This window comes from Amycolatopsis sp. lyj-346, assembly GCF_046548975.1.
Taxonomy (GTDB): Bacteria; Actinomycetota; Actinomycetes; order Mycobacteriales; family Pseudonocardiaceae; genus Amycolatopsis.
Genome location: NZ_JAJPWT010000005.1, coordinates 138,450 through 149,265 on the forward strand (window position 1 = coordinate 138,450; position 10,816 = coordinate 149,265).

Below are 10,816 nucleotides of genomic sequence, written 5' to 3' on the forward strand. Positions count from 1 at the left end.
GCACCACCGGCCAACGCGGCCGGTGAGTCGTCAGAGCTCGTCAGAGCTCTCCGAGGGCGGTGACCGGCGACTCCACGCAGTCGGCGACGAACCGCAGGAACCCGCCCGCCGTGCCGCCGTCGCAGACGCGGTGGTCGAAGGCCAGCGTCAGCTCGCAGATCTTCCGGACCGCCAGTGCGCCGTCGACGGCCCACGGCCGGTCGATGATCCGGCCGATGCCGAGGATGGCCGCCTCGGGGTGGTTGATGATCGCGGCCGAGCCGTCGACGCCGAAGACGCCGTAGTTGTTCACCGTGAAGGTGCCGCCGGTGAGGTCCGCGGGCGCGAGCTTGCCGTCCCGGGCGGTGCGGGCGCGCTCGCCGATCGCCGCCGACAGCTCGCGAGTGGACAGTTCGCCCGCGTTCCGCACCACCGGGACCACCAGGCCGCGGTCGGTCTGCGCGGCGAAGCCCAGGTGGATGTCGTCCAGCAGGACGATCTCGTCGCCTTCGACGCGCGAGTTCAGTTCGGGGAACTTGCGGAGGCCCGCGACGGCGAACCGCGCGATCAGCCCGAGCAGGCTGACCGGCCGGTCGGTCTTGGCGTTCAGCGCGGCGCGCGCGGCGACCAGCCCGGTCGCGTCGACGTCCACCCAGACCGTGGCCTCGGGGATCTCGCGCCGGGACGTCGCCAGCTTGTCGGCGACGGCTTTGCGCACGCCGGTCAGCGGAATGCGCTTGCCCTTCAGGACCGGCTTCCTCAACGCCGCTTCGACGTCCGCGCGCCGGATGATGCCGTCCGGGCCGGCGGCGGTGATCTTCGCGAGGTCGATCCCGTTGTCCCACGCCAGTTTCCGGACGAACGGCGAGATCACGCCGGGTGCCTGCGTCGGCCGCGCGGGCGCGGTGGTGCTCACCGGGCGCCGCGCGCGCTTGCGCCGCGTGGCAGGCGCGGTGCCGTAGCCGATGAGGACGTTGCCGCTGCCGGAAGAGGTCGTGACGCCGGGCTCGGCGAACCCGCCGACGCTCAGCAGCGGCGCGCCGACCGGCAGCAGCTGCCCCGGTTCGCCGTGCAGCGCGGACACCACGCCTGCGAACGGCACCGGCACCTCGACCGCCGCCTTCGCCGTCTCGACCTCGACGACGACCTGGTCGACGTCGACGGTGTCGCCGACCTTGACCCGCCAGTCCACGATCGCCGCCTCGGTCAGGCCTTCGCCGAGGTCCGGCAGCAGGAAGTCAGGCACCGGCCACCACCGGCGTGTCGTCCCACTGCAGGCGCGCGATCGTGTCGAGGATCCGGTCGACGTCCGGCAGCTGGTGGCGCTCGAGCTTCGGCGCCGGGTACGGGATGTCGAGGCCGGTCACGCGGAGCACCGGCGCGTGGAGCTGGTGGAAGCACTGCTCCGTGACGCGCGCAACGACCTCGGCGCCGTAGCCGCCGAAGCCGGCGGCCTCGTGGACCACCACCGCCCGCCCGGTGCGGCGGACCGAAGCCGTGACGGTCTCGTCGTCGAACGGCGACAGCGAACGCAGGTCGACGACCTCGACGTCCCAGCCCTCGGCCTTCGCCGCTTCGGCGGTTTCCAGTGCGGTGGCGACCATCGGGCCGTACGCGATCAGCGTGACGTCCTTGCCGTGCCGCCGGACCACGGCCCGGTCCATGGCGGGGCCGGTGCGGGTGAAGGTGACCTCTTCGCTCGACCAGTAGCGGCACTTCGGTTCGAGGAAGATCACCGGGTCCGGCGATTCGATGGCGTCGCGAAGCAGGTCGTAGGCGTCCTGCGCGGTGCCCGGCGTGACGACGCGCAGGCCCGGCGTGTGCGTGTAGTAGGCCTCGCTGGAGTCGCAGTGGTGCTCGACGCCGCCGATGCCGCCGGCGTAGGGCACGCGGATCACCATCGGCAGCGAGAGCGCGCCGCGGGTGCGGTTGCGCAGTTTCGCCACGTGCGAGGTGATCTGCTCGAACGCGGGGTAGGCGAAGGCGTCGAACTGCATCTCGACGACCGGCCGGAACCCGCCCATCGCCATCCCGACGGCGAACCCGACGATGCCGGCTTCGGCGAGCGGGGTGTCGAAGCAGCGGTCCTCGCCGAAGTCCGCGGTGATGCCGTCGGTGACGCGGAAGACGCCGCCGAGCGTGCCGACGTCCTCGCCGAACACGAGGACGCGGTCGTCCTCCTTGAGGGCGTCACGCAGGGCCGCGTTGAGCGCCTGCGCCATGGTGGTCGTCATCAGGCCTCCAGTTCGGCGGCGAGGGCGGCCCGCTGGGCTTCGAGCTGGCGGGTCGGTTCGGCGTAGACGTGGTCGAACAGCGACAGCGGGTCGAGCTCGGGCTCGGCGTTCAGGGTGTCGCGGACGGACTGGGCGAACACCTCGGCGTCGGCCGCGAACCGCTCGATTTCGGTGTCCTGCAGGAGGTTCTCGGCCTTGAGGTAGGTTTCGAGCCGCTTGAGCGGGTCCGCTTCGCGCCACTTCGCGACTTCTTCGGCGTCGCGGTAGCGAGTGGCGTCGTCGGCGTTGGTGTGGGCGTCGATGCGGTAGGTGTGGGCCTCCACGAGGACCGGTCCCTTGCCTTCGCGGGCGTGCCGCACCGCGTCGCCGAGGACGGCCAGGACGGCGACGGCGTCATTGCCGTCGACCTGCTCCGAGCGCATGCCGTAGCCGATGCCCTTGTACGCCAGCGCGGCGGCGGCGCTCTGCTTCTCGAAGGGCACCGAGATGGCGAAGCGGTTGTTCTGCACGAAGAACACGACGGGCGCCTTGAAGACGGCCGCGAAGTTGAGCGCTTCGTGGAAGTCGCCTTCGCTGGTGGCGCCGTCTCCGATGAGCGCGAGCGCGACGGCGTCTTCACCACGTCGCTGCATCGCGTGTGCCAGCCCGGCGGCGTGCAGAGTCTGCGTCGCGAGCGGAGTGCACTGAGGTGCTACGCGCGTCTCGACCGGGTTGTAGCCGCAGTGCGCGTCGCCGCGAAGGAGCGTCAGCACTTCGCCGGGCTTCAGGCCGCGCGCGACGAGCGCGACGGAGTCCCGGTAGGTCGGGAAGAGCCAGTCCCGGGTTTCCAGGGCGAGCGCCGCGGCGACCTGGCAGGCCTCCTGGCCCGCGCTGGAGGGGTAGACGGCGAGGCGGCCCTGCTTGGTGAGGGCGGTCGCCTGCACGTCGAACCGGCGGCCCAGGACCATCAGCCGGTAGGCCTCCTTGAGCCGGTCTCCCGCGGGCTCGCCGTAGCCGCCGTGCTCGCTGGCACGGCTCCCGTCCTCGGCGACGAACCGCACGGGGGTAGCGGACGGCAGCAGGGTCTCCGCAACCATGACGCGCACCACCTCTCCCAGACATATGATGCTGAAATGGTGGTTCTCGGCGGTGTTGTGTTCAAGGGTTCGCGGAAATGAGCGACAAACGGCCTTCGGAGGCGGCCCCGGCGGACCAAACGTCCACGGATGTCCTGGCTCACGGCGCCCTGGCGGGACGAACGGTCCCGGCACTCGACGACGTCGACCGGGCGATGCTGGCCGAGCTGTCGGCGGACGGCCGCCTGGCGGTGCGCGCTTTGGCGGAGCGCCTGCACATTTCGCGCACGAACGCGTACGCGCGGCTGGAGCGGTTGCTGGCCGAAGGGGTGATCACGGGCTTCGGCGCGCGGATCGATCCCCGCCGGGCGGGCCTGGGGACCTCGGCGTACATCATGGTGACGGTGGAGCAGACGTCCTGGCGCACGATGGCGACGGACCTGCACGAGATCCCGTACGTCGACCACGTGGCACTCGTCGGCGGCGACTTCGACATCCTGCTGCTGGTCCGGACCCCGGACAACTCGACCCTGCGCGACGTGGTCCTGGAGCGGCTGCAGGCACTGGAAGGCGTGCGTTCGACGCGGACGTGGCTGATCTTCGAGGAGCTTCCGGGGTCGGTGCTGAGCTGAGGCCCGCGCTCAGCCGAACGTCCGGACCAGGACCGTCTGGCCTCCTCGGCGACTCCACCGGCCGTGCGGCAGGTCGCCTTCACCGGGGCGTTGTCCCCTCATTGACGACCCACATGCCGTAACACCCGCGCTCGCGAGCCAGCTCCGCGAGCGCCGTCACCGACGACCGGCCGAGTCCCGACATCCGGTGCGCCGACCCGCCGCCCAGTGAGCCGGTCGACGGGACCAGCTCGCCGCCCGTCATCGGGCCGGAGGGGAAGGAAGTTGGCGTTCTTCGGCTTCGGCGCTCGCCGTTGTGCTCCACGATCTGGGCACGTGTCGTCTGGAACGACGACTTGAAGGCTGGTCCTATCCCGTACGCCCTAAGCCGGATGCCCACTTCGCAACCAGGGTGCATTTTTGCAGAGGCATACTTCACCAAGGACACCACACGCACGTATACGGCTACAACTTCTTGCGGTTAGCTTTCTTGACATTTTACTAAATACATATACGGACAGTGACACGAAAGTGTCAACTTAGTTCGTCGCTTTTAACCACACTCGGCCGCGCCCCAGCAGCCAGGAACTCATGCAGCCCGCGGCGCACGGTGGACATCGGGACTTCAACGCTGGCCGGCACCTCGCTGTGGTTGCCCATGTAGACGTAGTCGACCACGGCGTTCGGATCGCCGTCACCGACCGTCCAGCCGCCTTCGGTCCGGGAGGAGTACCCGATGAAGCCCTTCTGTTTGCCGAGGCCGACCTCAAGAGCAGGTGAGCGCTTCACACCAGAGAGAGCCACCTGGATCATCGACGGAGCCGCGTGGTCGGCCGTCTCGGCGATGATGCGGTCAATCAGCTCGTCCAGTTCAGCGGCGGTGTTCACGCAGATCACGACGTTGCCCTCGTCATCCTTCGGCGTCTGGTCGTACCAGATGTCGAGCGCTACCACTCTTCGCCTCCCTCGAACGTCGCCTCATACCCATCGGGACCGTACACGGTGACGCTGTACCCCTTCGGGAGCAGGACAGGCAGCAGCGAGTCGCACCCCAAGGGACCGACGCATGGACGATTATTCAACACCAGTTCAGTGTGCCGCTGGCCGCTCTGGATCATCTCGGCCGCCACCTTGACCTCTACGTGCGTAGTGATGACCGGCTTCCGATTGGCGGGCATTCCGGCTTGCTGAAGCTGCTCCCACGCCGCCGCCGACGCCTGATCCTCACCACTTACCGTCGTGTGCACGTTACCTTGCGCATCTACCCACTGGCCGTGGGTCTTCTTGTTCTCGGGGTTCGGCTTCGGAACCGACGGGGGCAACTTCGAGCGAAGCTCCTCCAGCTTGTCGGGATCAAGCTTGCCCGGGCTCGCCGGTTGATCCTTCGCCGCGGACGGCTCCTGCCGGCTGCCGCTGGGAGGGGGCGGTTCTACCTTGCCGACCTTCGCCAGATAGCCGGCGAGTCCTTGGGCGGCGGTCGTCAGGGTCTGGTTGATGCGTCCCAAGTCGGCGATGGCGCCTGCAAGGAGTCCGACGGCCTGACTGACCTCCTGATCACCAGTGCCCTGTACGGCCTGCGCCAAGGCAGTGTGCGCGTCCTGGAGGGCTTGACCGGCTTGCTCAAGGGCAGCTGTCGGGAGCTTGTTGATCGCGGCGTTCACATCACGCGCGACGTCCTCGACCGACATCCGCTCCCCTTGCAAAGATCGCCAGAAAACATACAAGCAGGTCAGACGGCGTGTGAACAGCCTGTTTAGCCCTCGCGGGTCAGGTGCCGCAGGAACTCTTCGATCAATCCAGGGAGACGACCCGGCTGAGGTACCAGCTCAACGCGGCGACGACGAACGCAACGCCGAAGGCGACCCAACGAAGAAGGTCGGAACGGGTACGAGCTTCGCCTGAGAACGCTGCGGCAAGCCAACCGATGATGAACCCATAGACGGGCCCCAACCATCCGGGCAGCTCTCGACCGAGGTACGCCCCGACCGTGATGGGGCTGGGCCGCGCCGTCCCGGTTGAACTTCACCGCGGGGCCGCCTGAGTCGCCGGGACCAGGCCGTCCGTCTTCTGCGGGTTGTTCGTGCAGATTTACCCGGCGGTCTGGCCAGCCTCGACGCACCTGATGGACGAGAGAACCTTCGTGTCGAGTTCGTACCGGAACATCTCCGTGCCCTTGTCCGGATGGGCATCTCCACCCCCGTCACCATGCCCGCCGGCACTTCGCCCACGTACGCGACCAGCAAGTGGTGGCCTTCGGCGGCGAGGATGCGCTCGGCGGCCTCCCGGCGCGGGGACCGTCGAACAGGTGCCCGGCGGCCAGGAGCGGATCGAGGGAGGCCACACGGCGGATGTCCATGGGGCAAAAGCCGTGCCCCGCCGTGCTCTTGACCTTCACCCCCGCACCGGCTAAGCGTGGCTCCGCCACCGAGCGACTCTTAGTTTATGTCGAGAATTAACAGGCGCTCCAAACAATCGAAACCCTTGACGGCCTCGCCGTCGCCCGGTGAGGATCGGCCGGTCCGCCGTTCATCGCAGAATGGACTGTCCATGGCCAGTAGATCCCGCGCGTGGTCCCGTGCGCGCCGAAGTTCGCTCGTCACGCTGATGAGCCTGAGCCTGCTGGGCGGGGTCGCGCAGGCGACGCCTGCCCAAGCAGCCGAACCGGCCCAACCCGTCATCGGCCAGCCCGCCAAGGACAAGGACGGCTGCGCCAGGATCGAGAAGAGCCTGCCGACCCTCGCGGACTGGCCGAAGGTCGAGAGCAGGCTCAAGGGGAAGGCCGGCGACGAGCAGCGGATCGCCGAAATCCTCAAGGGCATGACCCTCGAGGAAAAAGTCGGGCAGATGACGCAGCCCGAGATCGCCGCCATCACGCCCGACGAGGTCCGCCAGTACGCCATCGGCTCGGTCCTCAACGGCGGCGGCTCGTGGCCCGGCGGGAACAAGCGCGCCACCCAGCAGGACTGGCTGAACCTCGCCGACGCCTACTGGAACGCCTCGAAGACCAGCCGCACGAAGATCCCCGTCATCTGGGGCATCGACGCCGTGCACGGCAACAACAACGTCTACGGCGCCACCGTCTACCCGCACAACATCGGCCTCGGCGCCGCGCACGACCCCTGCCTGGTCCGCGACGTCGCCGCCGCCACCGCCCGGCAGATCCGCGCCACCGGCCAGGACTGGGCCTTCTCGCCCACCCTCGCCGTCGTCCAGGACGACCGCTGGGGCCGCACCTACGAAGGCTTCTCCGAGGACCCGCGCATCACGCGCTCCTACGGCTTCGAGGCCATCAACGGCCTCCAGGACGGCGCCACCAAGCGCATCGGCTACAACGGCGTGATCGCCACCGCCAAGCACTTCATCGGCGACGGCGGCACGATCAACGGCCAGGACCAGGGCGTCACCCCCGCGTCCGAAGCCGACATGATCAACGTCCACGGCCAGGGCTACTACGGCGCGCTCGCCGCCGGCTCGCAGACCGTGATGGTGTCGTTCAACAGCTGGACCAACGCCGACCTCGGCATCAACGAGGGCAAGCTGCACGGCAGCGACAAGGCGCTGAACCAGATCCTCAAGGGCAAGATGGGCTTCGACGGCCTGGTCGTGTCCGACTGGAACGGCATCGGCCAGGTCACCGGCTGCACGAACTCCTCGTGCCCGCAGGCGATCAACGCCGGCATCGACATCGTGATGGTGCCGAACGACTGGAAGGCGTTCATCACCAACACCGTCGCCCAGGTGCAGAGCGGCCAGATCCCGATGGCGCGCATCGACGACGCCGTCACCCGCATCCTGCGCGTCAAGCTGCGTGGCGGCCTGTTCGAGTCGCAGAAGCCGTCCGACCGCTCCTACGCCAACTCCGACGAGGCGCTGAAGGACAACTGGCTGGCCCGCGACGCCGTCCGCGGGTCGCAGACGCTGCTGAAGAACAACGGCAACGTGCTGCCGCTCAAGCCGGCGTCGAAGGTCCTGGTCGTCGGCAAGAGCGCCGACAACATCACGAACCAGACCGGCGGCTGGACGCTCAGCTGGCAGGGCACCGGCAACACCAACGCCGACTTCCCCAACGCCACCTCGATCCTGACCGGGATCAAGCAGAACCTGGGCGACGCCAACGTCACCTTCGACGCCACCGGGACCGTCGACCCGAAGGGCTTCGACGCGGTCATCGCGGTCATCGGCGAGACGCCGTACGCCGAGGGTGTCGGCGACCTGACCCGCAAGTCGCTCGAAGCGGCACGGCTCTACCCCGAGGACCTGGCCGTGCTGGACAAGGTCAGCGGCAAGGGCACCCCGGTCGTCACCGTGTACGTCGGCGGCCGCCCGCTGTACATGAACAAGGAGATCAACCGCTCCGACGCGTTCGTGGCGGCGTGGCTGCCGGGCACCGAGGGCGGTGGCGTCGCGGACATGCTGGTCAAGGGCAAGGACGGCACGGGCTACCAGGGCACGCTGCCCTACTCGTGGCCGAAGAGCGCGTGCCAGACGCCGCTCAACCCGTCGTCGCCGGGCTACGACCCGCTGTTCAAGCTCGGCTACGGCCTGAAGAGCGGCCAGCGCGTCACGGTCGGGCCGCTCGACGAGACGGCCGGGCCGGCGTCCTGCACCGCCACCGGCGGCGGCGGGACCGCGACCGAGGACCTGCCGATCTTCGACCGCACCGACGTCCCGCCGTACACCAGCCAGATCGGCTCGGCGGAGAACTGGAGCGGCACGGTGATCGGCCCGGACGGCACGGCGGCGCACAGCGAGATCAACGTCGTCCCGACGGACGTCAACGTGCAGGGCGACGGGCTGAAGGCGACCTGGACGGGTGCGGGTGCGGCCCAGCTGTACATGCAGAACACGGCGGGCACGAACGACCTGCGCGGCTACCTCAACGCCGACGCGGCACTGGAGTTCGACACGATCGTCCAGCAGGCACCGGCCGGCCGGGCGGTGATCAGCATGCACTGCGTCTACCCGTGCCTCTCCGAGGTGAACGCGACGAAGCTGTTCACCGACCTGGCGGGCGGCGGGAAGACGACGGTGAAGATCCCGTTGTCCTGCTTCGACAACGGGCTCGACTTCGAGCACATCAACACCCCGTTCCTGGTCTACACCGACGGCGCGTTCCAGGCGTCGTTCGCGAACGTGCGGTGGGTGCCGAAGGGGGCGCAGGATCCCGACGCGAGATCCTGTTCGAGCTTGACCTGACGGCGACCGGGCCGGGAGCGCAGTCCGCTCCCGGCCCGGTCCTTTCCGGCACGATGGGGAGATGACCTCCGAAGCGAGCACCCTCGCCGACGAACTCCTCCACGTCCTGGGCACCTGGGACCCGCTCGAAGCGACCCTCGTGGGCATCCCCGGGCACGACGCCGACCTGCCCGACCCCAGCGAAGCCGGCCACGAACGCCTCCGCGCGCGAGCCGCCGGCATCCTCGACCGGGCACGAAACTCGGCCGATCCGGACCGGGTGACGCTGGGGGTCGTCGTCCAGCAGGCCGAGGCCGTGGTCACCCAGATCGACGCCCGCGTCGTGGAGTTCACCCTCGCCGCCCCGATGTGTGCGGTCGCCATGGTCCAGCTGGCCTTCCTGCCGCAGCTCGAGCCGGTCGGCGAGCAGGCCGAGGAGGACTTCCTGAGCCGGCTCGCCGCGTTCCCCGCCTGCTACGAGGCGATCGCCGAGCGCCAGCGGGCGGGGTTGCGGGCCGGGCGGACGCCGGTGGACCGGATGGCGCACCACGCGGTCGGGGTGCTCGACCGGTTCCTCGCCCAGGACACCCCCTTCCCCCAGCCGCTCGCCGGCGACCGTGGAAAGCGGCGGGACGAACTGGTGGCCGACGTCGTGCGCCCCGCGCTGGCCCGCTACCGCGAGTTCCTCGCCACCGAAGTCGCCGGGAACGGCCGTTCCGACGACGAGCCCGGCCTCTGCCGGCTCGAAGACGGCGAAGCGCATTACGCCGCCCTGGTGCGCATGCACACGACCACCGGCCACACCCCCGCCGAACTACACCGGCTGGGCCTCGACGTGCTCGCCGAGCTCGACGCCGAGTACGCCGAAATCGGCGGCCGTGTGTTCGGCCTGACCGACCCGGCCGAGGTGCGCCGCCGGCTGCGGAGCGACGAAAGCCTCCGGTGGCGCGACGCCGGGGAGATGCTCGAAACCGCCCGGAACGCCGTCGCCCGCGCGACCGCCGCCGCGCCGGACTGGTTTCCCCGGGTGCCGGACGCCGAGTGCGTCGTGCGGGCCGTGCCGGACGCCGAAGCGCCGGTCGCCGCGGCGGCCTACTACCTGCCGCCCGCGCTCGACGGCTCGCGGCCCGGCACCTACTACACCAACACCCACGAGGTGCACACGCGCGACCGGTTCATCGCCGAGACCGTCGCGTTCCACGAAGCCGTTCCGGGTCACCACTTCGCCGAATCGCTGGCCCAGGAGCTGACCACGCTGCCGCAGCTGCGGCGGATCGCGCTGATCACCGCCTACGACGAAGGCTGGGCGCTCTACACCGAGCGGCTCGCGGACGAGATGGGCCTGTTCTCCGACGACGTGATGCGGCTCGGCATGGTGGCCGAGGATTCGGTCCGCGCGGCCCGGCTGGTGGCCGACACCGGCCTGCATGCCCTGGGCTGGACGCGGCGGCAGTGCGTCGAGTTCCTGCGCGCCCACACCGTCCTGAGCGAGGTCGAGGTGCAGTCCGAAACGGACCGGTACATCGAAACCCCCGGCCAGGCGCTGGCCTACCTGACCGGGCGGCGGGGGATCCAGCGCCTGCGCCGGTTCGCCGAGGAAGCCCTCGGGGACGCCTTCGACATCAGGGAGTTCCACGGCGTCGTGCTGGGCGGCGGCAAGCTGCCGCTGACCGTGCTGGCCGACGTCGTCCGGGCGTGGGTCGAACAGCGGGGCGCCAAGGTGTGAAGATCCGGTCAGGATGCGGTGGCGACGGTGTCAGGG

General features: G+C 69.5%; 9 protein-coding genes. 3 read left to right on the forward strand and 6 right to left on the reverse strand.

Annotated features, from left to right (window positions below; translation table 11 throughout):
* Window positions 1-40: 40 nt before the first annotated feature.
* Genes ACLJQE_RS18310 through pdhA form a run of 3 tightly spaced genes read right to left on the reverse strand, consistent with a single transcriptional unit; the run spans window position 41 to window position 3,289 of the window.
* On the reverse strand, window positions 41-1,225 hold the full coding sequence (locus tag ACLJQE_RS18310; RefSeq protein ID WP_410640452.1) for a dihydrolipoamide acetyltransferase family protein: 1,185 nt from the start codon (window positions 1,223-1,225) through the stop codon (window positions 41-43).
* Window positions 1,218-2,213 carry an alpha-ketoacid dehydrogenase subunit beta gene (locus ACLJQE_RS18315; RefSeq protein WP_410640453.1) on the reverse strand — a complete coding sequence of 332 codons (996 nt, stop codon included), beginning with the start codon at window positions 2,211-2,213 and terminating at the stop codon, window positions 1,218-1,220. Before ACLJQE_RS18315 ends, ACLJQE_RS18310 begins: the two co-directional genes overlap by 8 nt.
* Window positions 2,213-3,289, reverse strand: coding sequence for a pyruvate dehydrogenase (acetyl-transferring) E1 component subunit alpha (gene pdhA, locus ACLJQE_RS18320; protein WP_410640454.1), 1,077 nt, complete (start codon window positions 3,287-3,289; stop codon window positions 2,213-2,215). The genes ACLJQE_RS18315 and pdhA overlap by 1 nt, the downstream gene beginning before the upstream one ends.
* Before the next feature lie 134 nt (window positions 3,290-3,423).
* Here pdhA and ACLJQE_RS18325 point away from each other — a divergent pair, with 134 nt between their 5' ends.
* Window positions 3,424-3,900 (forward strand): Lrp/AsnC family transcriptional regulator, encoded by a 477-nt coding sequence (locus tag ACLJQE_RS18325; RefSeq protein WP_410640800.1) that lies wholly within the window; start codon window positions 3,424-3,426, stop codon window positions 3,898-3,900.
* Window positions 3,901-3,979: 79 nt separating this feature from the next.
* On the opposite strand, the gene ACLJQE_RS18330 is transcribed toward ACLJQE_RS18325, so the two are convergent.
* From ACLJQE_RS18330 to ACLJQE_RS18340, 3 genes are all read right to left on the reverse strand, one after another.
* Window positions 3,980-4,144, reverse strand: coding sequence for a hypothetical protein (locus tag ACLJQE_RS18330; protein ID WP_410640455.1), 165 nt, complete (start codon window positions 4,142-4,144; stop codon window positions 3,980-3,982).
* Between the two features lie 269 nt (window positions 4,145-4,413).
* The gene (locus ACLJQE_RS18335) at window positions 4,414-4,833 is read right to left on the reverse strand and encodes an Imm1 family immunity protein (RefSeq protein WP_410640456.1); all 420 of its coding nucleotides are present in this window, start codon (window positions 4,831-4,833) and stop codon (window positions 4,414-4,416) included.
* Window positions 4,827-5,567 carry a DddA-like double-stranded DNA deaminase toxin gene (locus tag ACLJQE_RS18340; RefSeq protein ID WP_410640458.1) on the reverse strand — a complete coding sequence of 247 codons (741 nt, stop codon included), beginning with the start codon at window positions 5,565-5,567 and terminating at the stop codon, window positions 4,827-4,829. The genes ACLJQE_RS18335 and ACLJQE_RS18340 overlap by 7 nt, the downstream gene beginning before the upstream one ends.
* Before the next feature lie 916 nt (window positions 5,568-6,483).
* Here ACLJQE_RS18340 and ACLJQE_RS18345 point away from each other — a divergent pair.
* Both ACLJQE_RS18345 and ACLJQE_RS18350 read left to right on the forward strand, forming a co-directional pair.
* A complete protein-coding gene (locus tag ACLJQE_RS18345; RefSeq protein ID WP_410640802.1) occupies window positions 6,484-9,075 on the forward strand; it encodes a glycoside hydrolase family 3 protein in 2,592 nt (863 codons plus the stop codon).
* A gap of 61 nt (window positions 9,076-9,136) precedes the next feature.
* On the forward strand, window positions 9,137-10,780 hold the full coding sequence (locus tag ACLJQE_RS18350) for a DUF885 domain-containing protein (protein WP_410640459.1): 1,644 nt from the start codon (window positions 9,137-9,139) through the stop codon (window positions 10,778-10,780).
* The last annotated feature ends 36 nt before the right edge of the window (window positions 10,781-10,816 follow it).